This is a genomic window from Streptomyces sp. WMMB303, from assembly GCF_029351045.1.
Lineage (GTDB): Bacteria > Actinomycetota > Actinomycetes > Streptomycetales > Streptomycetaceae > Streptomyces.
Window position 1 is genome coordinate 1528550 of sequence record NZ_JARKIN010000001.1, and the last position, 18183, is coordinate 1546732.

The 18183-nt window shown below is 71.8% G+C and carries 15 protein-coding genes; 3 read left to right on the forward strand and 12 right to left on the reverse strand.

The genetic code is table 11. From position 1 onward, the window contains the following. Positions 1–92: 92 nt before the first annotated feature. Positions 93–680 (reverse strand): dienelactone hydrolase family protein, encoded by a 588-nt coding sequence (locus P2424_RS06950; protein ID WP_276474907.1) that lies wholly within the window; start codon positions 678–680, stop codon positions 93–95. A gap of 157 nt (positions 681–837) precedes the next feature. Here P2424_RS06950 and P2424_RS06955 point away from each other — a divergent pair, with 157 nt between their 5' ends. Continuing rightward, on the forward strand, positions 838–1875 hold the full coding sequence (locus P2424_RS06955; protein ID WP_276474908.1) for a mechanosensitive ion channel domain-containing protein: 1038 nt from the start codon (positions 838–840) through the stop codon (positions 1873–1875). 117 nt (positions 1876–1992) lie between these two features. On the opposite strand, the gene P2424_RS06960 is transcribed toward P2424_RS06955, so the two are convergent. Continuing rightward, complete coding sequence (locus P2424_RS06960) at positions 1993–3597, reverse strand: Na+/H+ antiporter (protein ID WP_276474909.1); 1605 nt, start codon at positions 3595–3597, stop codon at positions 1993–1995. Positions 3598–3601: 4 nt separating this feature from the next. Next, a complete protein-coding gene (locus P2424_RS06965; RefSeq protein ID WP_276474910.1) occupies positions 3602–4543 on the reverse strand; it encodes an RluA family pseudouridine synthase in 942 nt (313 codons plus the stop codon). 222 nt (positions 4544–4765) lie between these two features. Between P2424_RS06965 and P2424_RS06970 the strand changes: the two genes are divergently transcribed. After that, positions 4766–6034, forward strand: coding sequence for a peptidase M6 (locus P2424_RS06970; protein WP_276474911.1), 1269 nt, complete (start codon positions 4766–4768; stop codon positions 6032–6034). Positions 6035–6124: 90 nt separating this feature from the next. Here the strand turns inward: P2424_RS06970 and lspA are convergent, their stop codons facing one another. Together lspA and P2424_RS06980 are read right to left on the reverse strand one after the other, a co-directional pair. Beyond that, complete coding sequence (gene lspA / locus P2424_RS06975) at positions 6125–6700, reverse strand: signal peptidase II (protein WP_276478856.1); 576 nt, start codon at positions 6698–6700, stop codon at positions 6125–6127. A 62-nt stretch (positions 6701–6762) separates the two neighbouring features. Continuing rightward, entirely contained in the window at positions 6763–7635 is an 873-nt protein-coding gene (locus tag P2424_RS06980; protein ID WP_276474912.1) for a TraR/DksA C4-type zinc finger protein, read from the reverse strand. Between the two features lie 478 nt (positions 7636–8113). Between P2424_RS06980 and ileS the strand changes: the two genes are divergently transcribed. Then, positions 8114–11242 (forward strand): isoleucine--tRNA ligase, encoded by a 3129-nt coding sequence (gene ileS / locus P2424_RS06985; RefSeq protein WP_276474913.1) that lies wholly within the window; start codon positions 8114–8116, stop codon positions 11240–11242. 217 nt (positions 11243–11459) lie between these two features. Here the strand turns inward: ileS and P2424_RS06990 are convergent, their stop codons facing one another. From P2424_RS06990 to P2424_RS07020, 7 genes are all read right to left on the reverse strand, one after another. Then, positions 11460–12662, reverse strand: a complete 1203-nt coding sequence (locus tag P2424_RS06990) for a DivIVA domain-containing protein (protein WP_276474914.1) — start codon at positions 12660–12662, stop codon at positions 11460–11462. A gap of 52 nt (positions 12663–12714) precedes the next feature. Further along, complete coding sequence (locus P2424_RS06995; RefSeq protein WP_019355489.1) at positions 12715–12999, reverse strand: YggT family protein; 285 nt, start codon at positions 12997–12999, stop codon at positions 12715–12717. A 64-nt stretch (positions 13000–13063) separates the two neighbouring features. Beyond that, positions 13064–13702 (reverse strand): cell division protein SepF, encoded by a 639-nt coding sequence (gene sepF / locus P2424_RS07000; RefSeq protein WP_276474915.1) that lies wholly within the window; start codon positions 13700–13702, stop codon positions 13064–13066. Positions 13703–13852: 150 nt separating this feature from the next. Then, the gene (locus tag P2424_RS07005; RefSeq protein WP_276474916.1) at positions 13853–14677 is read right to left on the reverse strand and encodes a YggS family pyridoxal phosphate-dependent enzyme; all 825 of its coding nucleotides are present in this window, start codon (positions 14675–14677) and stop codon (positions 13853–13855) included. Positions 14678–14680: 3 nt separating this feature from the next. Continuing rightward, complete coding sequence (gene pgeF, locus P2424_RS07010; RefSeq protein WP_276474917.1) at positions 14681–15412, reverse strand: peptidoglycan editing factor PgeF; 732 nt, start codon at positions 15410–15412, stop codon at positions 14681–14683. Beyond that, positions 15409–16647: a cell division protein FtsZ gene (gene ftsZ / locus P2424_RS07015; protein WP_276474918.1), complete on the reverse strand. Its 1239-nt coding sequence runs from the start codon at positions 16645–16647 to the stop codon at positions 15409–15411. The genes pgeF and ftsZ overlap by 4 nt, the downstream gene beginning before the upstream one ends. Positions 16648–17226: 579 nt before the next feature. After that, entirely contained in the window at positions 17227–18150 is a 924-nt protein-coding gene (locus P2424_RS07020; RefSeq protein WP_276474919.1) for an FtsQ-type POTRA domain-containing protein, read from the reverse strand. Positions 18151–18183: the final 33 nt, after the last annotated feature.

Sequence of the window (18183 nt, forward strand, 5' to 3'; positions counted from 1 at the left end):
CGCCGCTGTGCGCCTGCCGCGGCCCGGCCGGAGCCCCACCGCGGGGCCACCGGCTCCGCCGGGGCCGGGCGCCGGGCGGGCGCGACGTGCGCCTACAGCGTCTCCAGGAACCCCAGCACCGACCGCCAGGTGCGCTCGGCGGCCTCCTCGTCGTAGTCCTCCAGCTCGGCGTGCGTGTACAGGTGCCCGGCCGCCGGATAGCGGTGCACCTCCACATCGGCACCGGCCTGCTGCATCCGCAGGTACCAGGCGGTCAGCCAGTCGTGCGGCTCGAAGGCGTCGGGGTCGCCGACATGCAGCTGCACGGGCAGATCGTCGACCGCCGCGTCCTGCGGAATGTCCGAGGTGCCGGAGAAGAGCACCAGGCCGCGGGCCTTCTCGTCGGCCAGCGCGAGGGTCTGGGCGATGGAGCCGCCCATCGAGAAGCCCGCGTAGACCAGTCCCTTGCCCGAGTGCGGCGCCGCGGCGGCCACGGCCCTGCGCAGCAGCTCGTCGCGGTCGGGGCTGCCCTCCTCCTCGCGCATCCGCATCCCCTCCTCCACCGAGGCGGCGGTCCGGCCGCCGAACAGGTCGGGGGTCACCACCTCGTGCCCCGCGGCGCGGAGCCGCTCCGCCGCGGCGCGCACGTCCGGAGTGAGCCCGCACACGGAGTGCAGGAGAACGAGCGATACGGGTGCCACAGATGTCACTTCCTTCACAAAGAACCCCTGGTGCGGCTCCTGGAGCCGGGTACTCCACATGGTGCCAGGTACGGTCGTCGGTGGTCCTCGGGCGGCCCGTCGCGGCCGCCCGGTCCCGGTACCGAGCCCGGGAACCCCCGTCTGGAGAAAGGCGACCATGGAGAACGTGCTCCGGCCCGTCATCGTCTTCGGTGGCGCGATCGTGCTCTCGTACGTGCTCGCCTGGGCCGTCGACCGGCTGATGGTACGCCTGGACACCCGCCACCCGGAGACCCCGATGTGGGGGCTGCTGCGCAGCGGCCGCTTCCCCTTCCAGGCAGTCCTCTTCGTCCTGCTGGTCAGCAGCTTCTTCGACAGCACGCACCTGGCCAAGGACCACCGGGCCGGTGTCGACCGGTGGCTGACCATCGTGCTGATCGCCGCCTCGGCCTGGCTGATCCTGCGCATCGTCGCCGCCATAACGGAGACGCTGGCCAACCGGTACGCCGGCGCCACCCTGGACCCGGCACGCGGACGGCGGGTGCGCACCCAGCTCACCCTGATCCGGCGGCTGATCACCGCCGTGGTGACGGTGATCGCGGTGGCCGCGGTGCTGCTCCAGTTCCCGGGCATGAAGACGTTCGGCACCTCGATGCTCGCCTCGGCCGGTGTGCTGGGCATCGTCGCCGGTATCGCGGCCCAGTCGACGCTGGGCAACCTGTTCGCGGGACTGTCGATCGCCTTCGGCGACATGGTGCGGATCGGCGACGAGGTCGTGGTGGAGGGGGAGCTCGGCACGGTCGAGGAGATCACCGTCTCCTACCTGGTGATCCTCACCTGGGACGAGCGCCGGATCACGATGCCGGTCTCCTACTTCACCAACAAGCCGTTCGAGAACTGGTCCCGCGGCGGCCCGCAGATGACCGGCACCGTCTACCTCCACCTCGACCACTCGACCCCCGTCGCGGAGCTGCGCGCCAAGACGGAGGAACTGGTCCGGGCCAGCGACGAGTGGGACGGGCGGAACTGGAACGTGGTGGTCACCGGGACCACACCGACCACCATCGAGGTACGGGTGGCCGTGACGGCACGCACCTCCGGCGACCTGTGGACACTGCGCTGCTCGCTGCGCGAGGACCTGGTCGCCTGGCTGCGGGCCTACCACCCCGACTCGCTGCCGGGGATCCGGTACATCCCGCAGGAGAAGTCGGTCTGACCCGCGGCGACCGGGCCCCGCAGGACCTCGCGCACGGCCGCGCCCCAGGCCGTGCAGCCCGGCGCCGCGGAGGCCCGCCGTCGTGCCGTCCTCGCGGGCGGCTCAGCCCGGGACGGCTCAGCTGCCGCGGAAGCTGCGCACGTCGAGCTGGTGCAGCACCCGGTCGACGGCCTCGGGATCCACCCCGGCCTCACCGCGGGCCGCGATCACCTCGTGCCGGGCCGCCGACAGCAGCTCGTTCTGCAGCCGCCGCAGCTTCTGCGCGCGGGCCACCCGCTTGCCGTGCGCGGCCCGGCGCTCCTCGCCGACGATCTCGGGCGAGATCCGCGCGCCCACGTCCCAGGCGCGCCGCAGCAGCGCCTCGGAAACCTCTTCGGGCAGCTCCTCCACCTCTTCGATCTCCCGCAGCCGGCGCCGCGCCGCCTTGGCGACCCGCAGCGCGAGCTGCCGCTCCAGCTCCCGTTCGGCGGCGCTGTCGGACTGCACGTTCAGCCTGCGGACCAGCCGGGGCAGGGTCAGGCCCTGGAAGACCAGGGTCACGAGCACCACCGCGAAGGCGATGAAGAGGATCGCCTCCCGTCCGGGGAACGCTCCGCCCCCGGCCTCGGGCTCCACGGACAGCGGGACGGCCAGCGCCAGCGCGACCGAGGCCACCCCGCGCATCCCCGCCCACCACACGACGACCGTCTCCCGCCAGTTGCGCGGGATGTCCTCGTCCAGGTCCTTGCGCCGGTGCAGCCGCTGCGCCACCCAGGCGGAGGGCAGCAGCCACAGCAGCCGCAGGGCGACCACGACGCCGACCACCGCGAGAGCCGCGGGCAGCAGCCGGCGCCAGTCCTGCTGGACGGTCCCGAAGACGGTGTGCAGTTCCAGCCCGATCAGCCCGAAGGCGATCCCGGTCACCAGCGTGTCCACGATCTGCCAGAACGTCTGCCCGGCCAGGCGGCCCTGCACGTCGTCCGCGTCCACCGCGTGCCCGGAGGCCAGATAGAGCGCGGTCGTCAGGACGGCCAGCACGCCGGAGCCCATCAGCTCCTCGGCGAGCACGTAGGAGGCGAAGGGCACCAGCAGGCTCAGCCCGGTCTGCAGGGTGGCGTCCCCGAGGTAGCCCATGAGCTTGCCGGAGAGCCAGCCCAGTCCCAGCCCGACCGCGACGGCCACCACTGCGGAGAGCACCAGTTCACCCGCGGCCACGGGCAGCGAGAAGGTGCCGGTGACGGCGGCGGCGATGGCGACGTGGTAGAGGGTGATGGCGGTCACGTCGTTGAAGAGACCCTCCCCCTCCAGTGCCGAGACCAGCCGTCGGGGCAGTCCGACGTTGCCGGCCACGGCGGTGGCGGCGACCGGGTCGGGCGGGGCGACCAGGGCGCCCAGTGCCACCGCCCCGGCCAGGCCGAGTCCGGGCACCAGCAGATGGGCGACCGCGGCCACCGCCGCCGTGGTGACGAACACCAGCGCGACCGCCATCAGGAAGATCGGCCGCTTGTTCGCCGCGAACTGCCGCCAGGACGTCCGCTGGGCCGCGGCGTAGATCAGCGGCGGCAGCACCAGCGGCAGGATGAACTCGGGCGGCAGCGAGACGTTCGGGATGGAGGGGATCAGCGCCAGCACGCCGCCGAAGAGCGTCATCAGCACGGGCGAGGGCAGCCCGAGCTTGTCCCCGAGGGGGACCATCAGGACGGCGGCGAGCAGGAGGGCGAAGAAGAGGGCGAGCTGATCCATCCGGTCAGGAACTCTCGGCCCGCACCTTGTCCAGCGCGGCCTGCAGGTCGGCCGGGTAGCCGCTCTCGTACTCGACCCGGCTCCCGTCGCCCGGGTGCTCGAATCCGAGTCGCACCGCGTGCAGCCACTGGCGCTCCAGCCGCAGCCGCTTGGCCAGCGTGGGGTCGGCGCCGTAGGTCAGATCGCCCACGCAGGGATGCCGGTGTGCCGCCATGTGCACGCGGATCTGGTGGGTGCGCCCGGTCTCCAGCTTGATGTCCAGCAGGCTCGCCGCCCGGAACGCCTCGACCAGGTCGTAGTGGGTCACCGACGGCTTGCCCTCGGAGGTGACCGCCCACTTGTAGTCATGCTGCGGATGGCGGCCGATGGGCGCGTCGATGGTGCCGCTGAGCGGGTCGGGATGGCCCTGGACGAGCGCGTGGTACCGCTTGTCGACGGTGCGCTCCTTGAACTGCCGCTTGAGCAGCGTGTAGGCCCGCTCGGACTTGGCGACGACCATCAGTCCGGAGGTGCCCACGTCCAGCCGGTGCACGATGCCCTGCCGTTCGGCCGCGCCGGAGGTGGCGATCGTGTACCCGGCGGCTGCCAGCCCGCCGATCACGGTGGGTCCGCTCCAGCCCGGACTGGGGTGGGCCGCGACCCCGACCGGCTTGACGATCACCACGATGTCGTCGTCGTCATGGACGATCTCCATGCCCTCCACGGGCTCGGCGACGATCCGCACCGGCTGCGCCTGCCCGGGCATCTCCACCTCGATCCAGGCGCCGCCCTGCACCCGGTCGGACTTGCCCGCCGGCGAACCGTCCAGCAGGACCTTGCCGTCCGCGGCCAGCTCCGCCGCCTTGGTCCGCGAGAAGCCGAACATCCGGGCGAGGGCGGCATCGACGCGCTCGCCTTCGAGGCCGTCGGGTACGGGCAGGGTGCGGGTCTCAGGAAGCGTGCTCACCTGATCGAGTATGCCGGACGCGGCCGTACGGCCCGCACGCCCTCGCCCCCTCGCGGGACCCCGACAGCACTCCGGCGACGCCGCGCGGGCGCGGCTCCCGGCACCCGGACCGCCGGTCATCCGCTCACCCGCGCGGACCACCCCGGGGTGCGACGCCCGACGCATGCGCCGACGGTGTGACAGAAGCCTCGGGACCAGCAGCGACACCGGAGGGAATCGCCGATGACGCCGCGCAGGACGCCTCAGCACTCCGCGCCGGACTCCGGTCCGGACGGCGGCATACGCCGCCGCCCCGGCCAGGCCCGTCGACGCGTACTGGCGGTGGCCACCGCGCTGGCCACCGCCTGCCTCACCCTGGCCCCGGTGCGGGTGGCGGCGGCGGCCGAGGGCATCGCGGGCCCCTGCGCCATAGCTCCCGGCAGCGGCACCGACGAGGGCCCGCTCGGGCCCGGCTACGTCCGACCGCAGGGCAGCAAGCGGGCACTGATGCTGATGGTCGACTTCAGCGACCACCCCGCGGCCACCCCGGCCCGGGCCCGCGCGCGCTTCTTCTCCCGGTACGGCGACCGCTTCTGGAACCGCGCCTCCTTCGGCAAGTACCGGCTGGAGACCGAGACCAGCTCCGACTGGATACGCATGCCGCGGCCGTGGTCCTCCTACGGGATCACCCGCGGCATCCCCACCGGCCTGATGCGCGGCTATGTGCAGGACGCGCTGGAGGCCGCGCACCGCCAGGGCACCGACGTGCACGGCGCCGACCTCGTCTTCGTGGTGGCCGACAGCAATCTGCCCGCCGCGCCCACCGTCTCGCAGGCGCACACCTTCGACGGACTCCGCGCCGCGGGCACCCGGGTGCGCGGAGCGGCCCTCATCTTCGGCCGGGCCTCCGACTCGGCGCTGTGGCAGCGCGGGAACTTCGTCCACGAGGCCCACCACCTCTACGGGCTGCCCGACCTCTACAACGTGGCGGAGAACGCCTCCGTCGAGTACGCGGGGGGCTGGGACACCATGAGCATGGCGGGCATCTCCGACCTGCTGGGCTGGCACAAGTGGAAGTTCGGCTGGCTGTCCCGCTCCCGGGTCGGCTGCGTCACCTCGGCCGGCACCTCCGAGCACGCCCTGAACCCGGTCAGCTCCGCCGATGCGGGGCTGGCCGTGATCCGGACGGGCCGGCACCGGGCGATAGTGGCCGAGGCGCGCACCCGCTCCGGACTGGACCGGGACATCTGCGCGGAGGGCGTGCTCCTCTACACCGTCGACTCGGCGCGGCCCACCGGTGAAGGCCCGGTACGCGTCGTCGACTCCCGCCCCCGCAGCGGCGGCGGCGCCGCCTGCGCCGACCGGCTGCCCAACGAGCTGGCCGAGATGTCGGACGCGCCCTTCGCGCCGGGCGAGAGCCACACCTTCCCCGGCGGAATACGCATCACCGTCACCGACGCCACCGACGAGGGCGGCTACCGCGTCCGGGTGCGCGTCCCGCACCGCGGCTGAGCGCCCCCGGCGAGCGCCCCGGCCGGGCAGCGGCCGGCGGCCACCGCCGCACGGTGTCCGGCGCCGGGGCCCGGCCCGCCGGGCCGGGCTTCAGTCCCGGTGGACGGTGCCGTCCGGGTCCAGGCCGCGGAAGGAGAGCAGCACGATCAGGACGCCCCCGCAGACGATGGCCGAGTCCGCCAGGTTGAACACCGCGAAGTGCTTGGGCGCGATGAAGTCCACGACGGCCCCCTGGAAGACCCCCGGGGCACGGAAGATCCGGTCGGCCAGATTGCCGCACGCGCCGCCCAGCAGCAGACCCAGCGCGATCGCCCAGGGGAGGCTGTAGAGCTTCCGGGCGATCCGCGCGATCACCACCACGACGGCCACCGCGATCGCGCTCAGCACGAGCGTCAGCGCCTCCCCCAGGCCGAAGGCGGCACCAGGGTTGCGGATGACGCTCAACTGGAGCCAGGAGCCGAGCAACTCGATCGGAGCGTGGTTCTCCAGCTCCGCGACCACCACCAGCTTGCTGACCAGGTCCAGCGCGAACGCGAACCCGGCCACCGCGGCCAGCACCCCGATCCGCCGCCTGCGCCGCGGGGATACGGAGGACTCCCCTTCCGCGTGCTCCTCTTCGCCACCGCCGGCCGCGCCTTCGCCGGGGCCGTCGACGGTCCGCTCCACCTCAGTCACGCCTTGAGGGTACGACACGCACGGACGGCGGTGTTCACGGCGTTCTCCCGCGCTCAGCGGCGCTCCTGCTTCTGCTTGCACTCCACGCAGAGCGTGGCCCGCGGGAAGGCCTGCATCCGGGCCTTCCCGATCGGCTTGCCGCAGTTCTCGCACTGCCCGTACGTCCCCGCGTCCAGCCGCTCCAGCGCGCGCTCGCTCTGGTAGAGCATCTCGCGCGCGTTGGCGGCCAGCGCCATCTCGTGCTCGCGGGTGATGTTCTTGGTCCCGGTGTCCGCGTCGTCGTCGCCGGCGCCGTCACCCGAGTCCCGCATCAGCCCGCTGAGCGCCTCCTCCGCGGAGGCGATCTCCTGCCGGAGTCCGTCGGCCTCCTCCCGCAGGCCCGAGCGGGCCTCCTCGACCTCTTCCGGGGACCAGGGTTCCTCGTCGGGGCGTACCGGCAGTTCGCCGGGGGCCACCGGGCCCGCTTCGCTCCGCGCCGTGGGCACCGCCTCGGTCTCCGTCACCGGAGTCTTCTTCGCAGCCACCGTCCCTGCTCCCGTCGTCGTCCGCGCGTCCTGTCCGGTGGGTGCCCCGGCAGCGCCTTCCTGCCGGCCCCCCGCCGTTCCGGCCGCTGTCGTCGCCGCGGCCCCGTCGGCCGCCGCCCGTTCCCCCGCGCCTGTCCTCGCCGCGGCCTTCTTCGCCGGAGCCTTCCCGGCCGCCGCCTTCTTCGCGGCCGCCTTCTTCGCCGGGGTCTTCCCGGCCGCCGTCTTCTTCGCGGCCGCCTTCTTCGCCGGAGCCTTCTTCGCGGGTGCCTTCTTCGCCGCCGTCTTCTTGGCAGCCGCCGTCTTCTCGGCAGCCGCCTTCTTCGCCGCCGCGGTCCGGTCCCCGTCGTCTGTGGCCTTCTTCGATGCTGCCGTCTTCTTCGCGGCGCTCTCCTCCGCCACCATGACCGCGGCCCCTTCACATTTTGTGATCTTGCTCGCGAAACGTGACCGGAACGATAAATCGACTTCAAGCGCACAGCAACGGGGCACGCCGGTCTGCCACCTTTGTGCCCCGCCCGGCCGCGCGAAAACCGCTCCGTACCCGGGGCGGAATCCCCGTACACTGGGGACGGCGAGAGGCGAGGACGGGGACGAGTAGCGTCTGTGAGCGGCCCAGAGCGATCCGGGGACGGTGGAAGCCCGGAGGCGAGCGCGGCGTGAAGATCACCCCCGAGCCGCCGGAAGAAAGCCCGGAGCACCCCGCTCCCGGGCGAGTAGAACCGGCAGCGCTACCCCAATGAGGGGACGGCGGGCACCGCCCGCCGTCAAGGAGGGTGGTACCGCGGGTCCGCCGCCGGCCAGGCAGGCGAGCTCGTCCCTCCGACGGAAGTGAAGAAGCGCAGCATCTTCCCGATGTCCGCCGGAGGAAGAAGACCCGCCGATGCAATACAACCAGGTGCCCGCCCAGGTCGACCTGCCCGCGCTGGAGCGCGCAGTGCTCGACTTCTGGCACGAGAACAAGGTGTTCGCCCGCACCCTCGAACAGTCCGAGGGCCGCCCGGAGTGGGTCTTCTACGAGGGCCCGCCCACCGCGAACGGCATGCCCGGAGCGCACCACATCGAGGCCCGCGTCTTCAAGGACGTCTTCCCCCGCTTCCGCACCATGCGCGGCTACCACGTGGCACGCAAGGCCGGCTGGGACTGCCACGGCCTGCCGGTGGAGCTCGCCGTGGAGAAGGAACTGGGCTTCAACGGCAAGCAGGACATCGAGAACTACGGCATCGCCGAGTTCAACGCACGGTGCCGGGAGTCGGTGACCCGGCACACCGACGCGTTCGCCGAGCTGACCACCCGGATGGGCTACTGGGTCGACCTGGACGATGCCTACCGGACGATGAATCCCGAGTACATCGAGTCGGTGTGGTGGTCGCTCAAGCAGATCTTCGAGAAGGGCCTGCTGGTCCAGGACCACCGGGTCGCCCCCTGGTGCCCCCGCTGCGGCACCGGGCTGTCCGACCACGAACTGGCGCAGGGCTACGAGACGGTGGTGGACCCCTCCGTCTACGTCCGGATGCCCCTCACCTCCGGTCCGCTGGCCGGCGAGGCCTCGCTGATGGTGTGGACGACCACGCCGTGGACGCTGGTCGCCAACCTGGCCGTGGCCACCCACCCCGACGTCACCTACGTCGTGGCCTCCGACGGCACCGACAAGATCATCGTGGCGGAGCCGCTGCTGGACAGCGCGCTCGGCGAGGACTGGCACATCACCGGCGAGCGCTACACGGGCCGGGAGATGAACGGCTGGAGCTACCGGCGCCCGTTCGCACTGGTGGACATCCCCGGGGCGCACTTCGTCGTCAACGACACCTACGTCACCACCGAGGACGGCACCGGCATGGTGCACCTGGCCCCCTTCGGCGAGGACGACTTCCGGGTCGCCCGCGCCAACGGCATCAGCCCGGTCGTACCCGTCCGCGCCGACGGCACGTTCGAGCCCGGCCTGGACCTGATCGGCGGCCAGTTCTTCAAGAAGGCCGACGAGGCCCTGGTCGCCGACCTGGACGCCCGCGGTCTCCTCTTCCGGCACGTGGCCTACGAGCACAGCTACCCCCATTGCTGGCGCTGCCACACGGCCCTCATCTACTACCCACAGCCGTCCTGGTACATCCGCACGACCCGGATCAAGGAAGCCCTGCTCCGGGAGAACGAGGCCACCAACTGGTTCCCGGACTCCGTCAAGCACGGCCGCTTCGGCGACTGGCTGGACAACAACGTGGACTGGGCGCTCTCGCGCAACCGCTACTGGGGCACCCCGCTGCCCGTCTGGCGCTGCGAGGAGGGGCACCTCACCTGCGTCGGCTCGCTGGCCGAGCTGAGCGAACTGTCCGGCACCGATCAGTCGGGGCTCGACCCGCACCGCCCCTACATCGACGCCGTCACCTTCGGCTGCCCCGCCGAGGGCTGCGCACTGCAGGCGGAACGTGTCCCGGAGGTCATCGACGCCTGGTACGACTCCGGCTCCATGCCCTTCGCGCAGTGGGGCTACCCGTACAAGAACAAGGAGCTGTTCGAGAAGCGCTACCCCGCCCAGTTCATCTCGGAGGCCATCGACCAGACCCGCGGCTGGTTCTACACGCTGATGGCGGTCGGCACCCTGGTATTCGACAAGTCCTCCTACGAGAACGTGGTCTGCCTGGGCCACATCCTGGCCGAGGACGGCCGCAAGATGTCCAAACACCTGGGCAACACCCTGGAGCCGATCCCCCTCATGGAGCAGCACGGCGCCGACGCCGTCCGCTGGTTCATGGCCGCGGGGGGCTCGCCCTGGGCAGCCCGCCGGGTCGGCCACGGCACCATCCAGGAAGTCGTCCGCAAGACGCTGCTGACCTACTGGAACACCGTCGCCTTCCAGGCCCTGTACGCGCGGACGAGCGGCTGGGCGCCCTCCGGGGCCGACCCGGAGCCGCACCTGCGCCCGCTGCTGGACCGCTGGCTGCTGAGCGAGCTGCACGCGCTGATCGACCAGGTCACCATCGCCATGGACGGCTACGACACCCAGCGCGCGGGCAAGCTGCTGTCCACCTTCGTCGACGACCTGTCCAACTGGTACGTCCGCCGCTCCCGGCGCCGCTTCTGGCAGGGCGACGCCGCCGCGCTGCGCACCCTGCACGACGTGGTCGAGACCGTCACCAAGCTGATGGCGCCGATCACGCCGTTCCTGGCCGAACGGGTCTGGCAGGACCTGGTCGTCCCGGTCACCCCCGACGCGCCCGACTCGGTGCACCTGTCCAGCTGGCCGCAGGCCGACCTCAGCCGCATCGACCCCGAGCTGTCCCAGGACATGCTGCTGGTGCGGCGCCTGGTGGAGCTGGGCCGTGCCTCGCGCGCCGAATCCGGTGTCAAGACCCGCCAGCCGCTGTCCCGCGCGCTCATCGCCGCACAGGGATTCGAGACCCTCTCCCCCGAGATGCGCACCCAGATCACGGAGGAGCTGAACGTCGAGCAGCTCGCCTCCCTCGCGGATGTCGGCGGCTCGCTCGTCGACACCACGGCCAAGGCCAACTTCCGGGCGCTGGGCCGCCGCTTCGGCAAGGACACGCAGGCGGTCGCCAAGGCCATCGCCGGGGCCGACGCCGCGGCGCTGTCGGTGGCCCTGCGCGAGGGCACCGGCAGCGTGGAGGTGGACGGCGAGACCGTGGCGCTGAGCCCCGAGGAGGTCATCATCACCGAGACGCCCCGCGAGGGCTGGTCGGTGGCCTCCGACCCCGGTGCCACCGTCGCACTCGACCTGGAGATCTCTCCCGAGCTGCGGCGCACCGGACTGGCCCGGGACGCCATCCGGCTCATCCAGGAGGCCAGGAAGAACTCCGGCCTGGACGTCGCCGACCGGATCGAGCTGCGCTGGCAGTCCGACGACGAGGAGGTGGCGCGGGCGCTGGCCGAGCACACCTTCCTCATCGCGGAAGAGGTCCTGGCCGAGGAGTTCGCCCAGGGCGACCCGGAGGAACTCGAGGGCCCCACCTTCGAGGACGAGGCGCTGTCCCTGAAGTTCCGGCTCCGCAAGGGCTGAGCCGCGCGCCGTACCGCAGTACCGCACCGCCCCCGTCCGCCGACCGCGGCCGGGGGCGGTGCCGCACGCAGCCGCGGTGGCTCCGCGAGGCTGCGGCCGAGCCCTGGGGCGGGGCGGCGAAGCGACCCGGGGGCCGACAGCACGAACGGGCCGGGCCCGGAAGCGGAAGATGCTCCCGGGCCCGGCCCGTCGACAGTGGGCGCTCAGCGCGCCCGGGTCAGCCTTCGTCCTCGTCGATGAGGAAGCCCCGCATCGGCGACGGCGCCTGCTGGCCCTGCGGTCCGCCCTGCGGCCGGACCGGTGCCATCGGCTGGGTCATGGCCGGCGACATCTGCTGCTGGCCGCCGTAGGACTGGCCGGCACCGCCCTGGGTGTGCGGACCGCCGCCGGGGCCGCCACCGGGGCCGCCCATGGAGTGGCCGTTGCTGCCCATGGACTGGTGTCCGCCCATGGTGCCGCCGCCGTTGTTGGGTGCACCGGCGGGAGCACCGGCCCCGGCCGGGGCCATCGACGGCGAGGGCGCGGGCAGCGACGCGGTCGCGGGCGTCCGCGGCGGCGCGAGCGAGTCGTCGGCCTGGTTCTCCAACTGCCGGAGCTGGCTCTCCAGGTACGACTTCAGTCGCGTGCGGTACTCGCGTTCGAAGCCGCGCAGGTCCTCGACCTTGCGCTCCAGGGTGGCGCGGGCGGACTCCAGGGAGCCCATCGCGACCCGGTGCTTCTCCTGCGCGTCCCGCTCCAGCGCGTCGGCCTTGGCGCGGGCGTCCCGCTCCAGGCCCTCGGCGCGGCTGCGGGCCTCACCGACGATCTTGTTGGCCTCGGAACGGGCCTCCGCGATCGCGTGGTCGGCCGTCTGCTGGGCCAGCGACAGCACGCGGGCGGCGCTGTCGTTGTTCTGGCCACCGCCGCCGGGCATCTGGGGACCGCCCTGCGGGCCGCCCTGCGGACCGCCGGGGCCCATCGGACCACCCTGCTGCGGACCGGGGCCGCCGGGACCCATCGGACCGCCCTGCGGGCCCGGACCGCCGGGACCACCGGGACCACCGGGACCACCGGGGCCCGCGGGGAGCTGCGCCTGACCGCCGGGAAGCTGCGGCGGGCCGCCCATACCCTGCTGCTGCTGGGGCGGGACGGGCTGCGGTCCGGATATGGCGGCGGGCACAGGGGCCCCACCTTGCTGCTGCTGCCTGTCCTGAGGTTCAGGAGGCTTTCGCATGCCGCCCTGTTGCTGTTGCTGGTTCTGGGCCGCCGCGCGCGTGGCCGCAGCCAGCTTGGCGCGCAGGTCCTCGTTCTCCCGCAGCAGCCGGGTCAGCTCGGCTTCGACCTCGTCGAGGAAGGCATCGACCTCGTCCTCGTCATAGCCTTCGCGCAGACGGACGGTCGTGAACTGCTTGTTCCGCACGTCCTCGGGGGACAGGGGCATCTCTTCACCTCAACGTAAGTCGTCGGCATATCGGCAAGACCATTCCGATCGTTCACAGCCTGGCCACGACGTTGATCAGGATGTAGACGATGATCATGAGTACGAAGAAGGACAGGTCAAGCGCCACGCCCCCGAAGCGCAGCGGTGGGATGAACCGCCGCAGAAGCTTGAGTGGCGGATCGGTGACAGTGTAGGTCGCCTCGAGAACGACCACCATCGCCTTGCCGGGTTGCCATGAGCGGGCGAACTGAAAGACATAGTCCATCACCAGCCGGAAGATCAGCACGAGCAGGAAGCAGTACAGCGCGATTTGGACCACGTCCAATGCGGTTCTCATCTGCGCGTCCCTCTCCCCTGGGGCTCTCGTGCCGCCTTGGCGGCCTGTTCCTGGACCCTGCGTCTCAGCTCTGGTTGAAGAACCCGCCCTCTGCGATGCGGGCCTTGTCCTCCGCCGTGACATCGACGTTAGCAGGAGACAGCAGGAACACCTTCTGCGTCACTCGCTCGATACTGCCGTGCAGACCGAAGACGAGACCAGCCGCAAAGTCGACAAGTCGCTTCGCATCGGTGTCGTCCATCTCCGTCAGATTCATGATCACCGGAGTGCCCTCACGGAAGTGTTCCCCGATGGTACGGGCTTCGTTGTAGGTCCGGGGGTGCAACGTGGTGATCCGGTACGGCTCACGTTCGGACACAACCTTGGGCATGATCACCGGGGCGCTCTTCTCGACATTCTGGCGTTCAGGTGTGATGGATGACACGGGAGCAATCCTCCCGGCTCGTCCGCTTTCGGCGGCAACCGCCGGAGGGGCCTCCGGCTCCCGCTCCCGCTGCGCCGGAGGGTGAGCAACCCTCACCGGCTCCTCGGGATCCGTCTTTTGGAGCGAATGGTGTGATTGTTCCGACTCGTACCGCCGATGATCCCGTTCGGGCTCGGGCTCGGGCTCGAACTCGTCGTCAGGGTCGAATCCCCGGCCGTCGTACCCATCGTCCTCCACGAGGCCGAGGTAGACCGCCATCTTGCGCATCGCGCCGGCCATTCTCTGCGTCCTCCGCTCTGTGGTGGATCGACTCCATCGACGCTGCCCCCGTCACCGGTGGCCCTGGGATGATCCACGCAGCCTCTCCGACCGGCCTTTTCCGGCGGAAATGACCATATATTCTGCTGTGGCCCCACTCGCTTCGCGACGTTACCGGAGCCGAGGTCGGTCTCCGAGTACCGCACTGCCGACGCGCACATGTGTCGCACCCGCGAGCACCGCCTCTTCGAGATCCGAACTCATTCCCGCCGACATCATCGTCGCAGCAGGATGCGCCACCCGCAGGGTGGTTGAGACTTCCCACAGCCGGTCGAAAGCCGCCCGGGGCCGCCCCGCCAACGGGCCTGCCAGCGGCGCGACGGTCATCACTCCGTCGAGCCGCAGCCCTTGGGCCACCGCCACCGCCTCCGCGAGATCCGCCACACCGTCGGGCGCCACGCCGCCCCGCTCCCCCACCGAACCGGACGGGGCGTCGAGGGCGACCTGGACCAGACATCCGATCTCCCGCTCCGCGCGGACGGCGGCGGCCGAGAGGGCGGTCACCAGCCGCACGCGGTCCACGGAATGGACATGCCTCACATAACCGGCAACCGATCGGGCCTTGTTGGTCTGCAACTGCCCGACGAAGTGCCAGTCGAGTCCCGCGTCCGCACAGTCGGCCGCCTTCTGCGCCGCCTCCTGGTCGCGGTTCTCCGCCACGTCCCGCACCCCCAGCTCGGCCAGCAACCGGACATCGGAGGCGGGGTAGGTCTTGGTCACGACGATGAGCGTGACCTCGGCGCGCCGGCGCCCCGCCAGGCGGCAGGCACCCTCGATGCGCTCCTCCACCCGGGCGAGATTGGCGGCCAGCTCCGCCTTGCGCGCCACCTCGGAGGAGGCCGACGCCGCGGAGTCCGCGAAGGCCGCGGACCGCCCACCCGCGGACTCCGCGGGCATCTCCGACTCGGGGCGCGCAGAAGGCATATCGTCGGTCATCTCTCAGTCCGCCTCGATCCAGACATATCCCGCGAGTCTTCCCGTGGTCCGGTCCCGGCGGTAGGAGAAATGATCAGCGGACTCCAAAGTGCACACGGAGGAGTGACCACGGTCGACGACCCCCGCACGGGTGAGCTGCGCCCGCACCCCGGCGGCCATGTCGACGGCGGGGGTCCCCGCCCGGGTCGTCGCGTACGCCTCGGGAACGGCGGCCGCCACTTCGGCGCGCATCTGCTCCGGAACTTCGTAGCAGCTCCCGCAGACCGCGGGCCCGGTGCGCGCGACGATGCGCTCCGGCACGGCGCCGAGCCCGGCCATCGCCTCGATCGTCGCGCCCACCACACCGGCCTGCACGCCCGGCCGCCCCGCATGCGCGGCGCCGACGACCCCGGCGACGGGGTCGGCCAGCAGCACCGGAGTGCAGTCGGCGGTGAGCACGGCGAGCGCGAGCCCCCGACGCGCCGTCACCACGCCGTCGACGGGCGGCGCCTCGCCTGGAAAGGGGCGATCGACGACAGCGACGTCACGTCCGTGCACCTGATGCATCCAGACCACCGCCTCGGGCGACAGCCCGAGCGCCTGCGCGACCCGCTCCCGGTTGGCGCGCACCGCCTCGGGGTCGTCGCCCACCGCGCCGCCGAGATTGAGCTCCTCATACGGAGCGGCGCTCACCCCGCCCCACCTGTCGGTGAAGGCGAAATGCGCGCCGCTGACCGTCTCTTGTGCCGCTATCACTTCAGGAAGTCCGGCACATCCAGCTCTTCCGCCTGACTGTCGTGGTACGGGCGGGCCGGCGGCACCTGCGGGGTGGCGGACGGCGGCGGGACCTCGCTCACCGGTGCGGGCTCCGGGCGCGGCGGGGCCTCCTCCTCGCGCGGCGGGGCGACGGCACCCAGGCCGCCGAACGAGGGGCGCTCGGGCTCCGGCTCGGCGGCGGGCGCGGGTTCGTCCTGGTAGGCGGGGGCCGAGGAGGCCGCTGCGGACGACTGGCCGAGCGCCTTCTCCCCCTTCTTGGCGGGCGGCTGACCGCCGTCGAACCCGGCGGCGATGACGGTGACCCGCACCTCGTCGCCGAGCGCGTCGTCGATGACGGCGCCGAAGATGATGTTCGCCTCGGGGTGGGCGGCCTCGCTCACCAGTTGGGCGGCCTCATTGATCTCGAACAGACCGAGGTCCGAACCGCCGGAGATGGAGAGCAGCACGCCGCGCGCCCCGTCGATGGACGCCTCCAGCAGCGGCGAGGAGATGGCCATCTCGGCGGCCGCGACCGCGCGGTCGTCGCCGCGGGCCGAGCCGATCCCCATCAGGGCCGATCCGGCCTCGGACATTACGGACTTGACGTCCGCGAAGTCGAGGTTGATCAGACCGGGGGTGGTGATGAGGTCGGTGATGCCCTGCACGCCCGAGAGCAGCACCTGGTCCGCGGACTTGAACGCGTCCAGCACGCTGACCTGGCGGTCCGAGATGGACAGCAGCCGGTCGTTGGGAATGACGATCAGCGTGTCGACCTCGTCGCGCAGTCCCGCGATGCCGTCCTCGGCCTGGTTGGCCCGGCGGCGGCCCTCGAAGGTGAAGGGGCGGGTGACGACACCGATGGTGAGAGCGCCGAGCGAGCGGGCGATGTTCGCCACGACCGGCGCGCCGCCGGTGCCGGTGCCACCGCCCTCGCCGGCCGTCACGAAGACCATGTCGGCCCCCTTGAGGACCTCTTCGATCTCCTCGCGGTGGTCCTCAGCCGCCTTGCGGCCGACGTCCGGGTTGGCGCCGGCACCGAGGCCGCGAGTCAGCTCGCGGCCCACATCGAGCTTGACGTCGGCGTCGCTCATCAACAGGGCTTGCGCGTCAGTGTTGATCGCGATGAACTCGACGCCCTTGAGACCGACCTCGATCATCCGGTTGATGGCGTTCACGCCACCGCCGCCGATACCGACGACCTTGATGACTGCGAGGTAGTTCTGCGGTGCTGCCACGTCGAAGGCCTCTCGCCTCGAGTTACGTATCCCTGTGGGGCGGTTCGAACGCCGACCCGAACCCTAAGTGTGAAGTTTAGGGTTACCAGTGCCTGTCTTACTCGGACTCTTCGCAACGGACACTAAGTCGACAAGTGCTGGGTGTTCAACGAACACGCCGAACCTCCCGTTTTTCTTTTCACCCTATGTGATCAGACCGAGCAGTAGCCATCCAGGGTGCTCACCAGCGGCGATACGCGTCAACTGACACGGTCCCGACCGACGGTGGACCCGGCGCCCGCACCGATCCGCGACCGCAGCCCGTCCGGGGCACGGGATACTCCGCTCCCGCTGCCGATCACGGCCGGGGACCGGGGGTTTGCCCCGGGCGGAACGAGGTACCTGTGCGGGCGGGCCGGGCAGCGGCCGTCCGAGGTGCTCGCCGGCAGCGGGGACCACCCATGGGGACGGACCGCTCCCGGCGAGAACATCAGCCTGATCATGCTGGGCAGCCCGGGTCAACTGACGCGGCCACGGAACGGCGGACTCCAGCCGTTCGCCGAACCCGGCTGGGGGTACGGCGGTTAGCACGGGATGCGGCTAACTGTCCGACGCCGCCGGGGCACTGGGGGCCGTGACATCGAAGTGGGTGGCGTCCTCGGCGGCTTTCATCAGCGCCGTCAGCGCGGCGGCCTTCGCCCGGCCGCGTTCGGCACTTCCCCACCGGACCGTGCGATCCCCCGTCAGTTCCAGGGTGATGTCGTCGAAGGAGCGGACCCGGACGGTGCGGGTGGCGCGGTGGACGGATTCCGGAAGTGCGGCGAGAGCCCGGGCCGCCGCCCGGCGCAGCCGCCCGGAGGAGAAGTACTGCTCGTCGCCCGCCCGCCGCGCTGCGAGGACCAGAAGCGGAACACCTTTCGGCGGCTTGCCGACTGTGGCGAACCGCACGCCTTCGGAGTCGACTTCCACATAGTCGCCCGCTTTCTTCATCACCAGCGACGGGCGGCGTTCGGTGACGGTGAGCGTCAGTCCGTGCGGCCAGGAACGCTCGGCCACCACCTCGCGGACTCTCGGGAGCGCCCGGCGCACCCCGTCCTCCAGTGCCGCCTTGTCGACGGTGACGAGCGGCGCGCCCTCGGGGGCCGCGGCGGCGCGGCTGACGTCGGCCTCGCTCAGCACCCGGGTGCCGGTCACCGAGACGTTCCGCAGCCGCAGCCACGGCGAGCCGTAGAGCACCCAGGTACCGAAGCCGCCCAGCGGGACGGCGAGGAGCAGCAGCAGGGCGAGGGCGCGCCGACGGCGCAGCCGAGGCCCGAACCGGCCGGGGCGCGCCCGTTCCTCCGGGCCGCCCCCGGAACCGGAGTCCGGATCGGCGCCGGCCGCGGCGTCGACGGCGCTGCTCCGGTAGGCGGTCCGGCGGCGCGGCGGCGCCTCACCGGTACCGCCGGACGGCCGGCCGCCGCCCGGCCTTCCGGCCGCTCCGGTTGCCTTGCCGGCTCCGGCAGCTCGGGCTGCTTTCACCACGAGGACCACCCTGCTCTCTGCGTGCTCGGCGAG